Origin of the sequence: Lactobacillus sp. UMNPBX17 (assembly GCF_002553735.1) — a bacterium.
Classification (GTDB): Bacteria; Bacillota; Bacilli; order Lactobacillales; family Lactobacillaceae; genus Lactobacillus; species Lactobacillus gallinarum.
The window spans coordinates 1-455 of record NZ_PCYT01000177.1 but is presented as its reverse complement, the minus strand read 5'-3'; the positions used below and the strand labels follow the sequence as shown (position 1 = coordinate 455).

Genomic DNA, 455 nt, shown 5'->3' with positions numbered 1-455 from the left:
ATCTGCATGATCTCGGCGATACGTTCAAAGATGGCGTCGACGAGGCCGGGAACCTCCTCGTCAGCGGGGAAGAGCTGACGACCCTGCGCACTGTCGGGGGTGCGCATTCCGGCGACTGACATGGCGAGGAAGAGCTCCTCCTCGATTGGGAAGGTGGTCGAAACGAGATCTTCAGCTTCGGTGAGCAGTTTGGAAGCAATGCGGTGAGCGGGGGTGTTGCGAAGACGTTGGTACTCCTCGGACATCGCGTCTAGTGGGTGGCCGGTGAGGGTCCGATCGAGTAGAACGGTGAGCCAGCGACGCACATAATGACGTGATGGCTTGGACAGGTGAGCCTGCCCGGTGATCCGGGAAACGACGGCGACGATGTCGTCGTCGATAGGGTACTCGTCGACGAGTTCGGCGGGGTAGAGGGTTAGCTCGGCCAGACGCAGATCGAGTTCCTCGGCGGCGAG

The 455-nt window shown here is 61.3% G+C and carries 1 protein-coding gene; it reads right to left on the bottom strand.

Features of this window, described 5'->3' with window-relative positions:
- Nucleotides 1-455 (bottom strand): hypothetical protein (locus CP368_RS10180; RefSeq protein WP_199161344.1); only part of this gene is annotated, 455 nt, incomplete at both ends.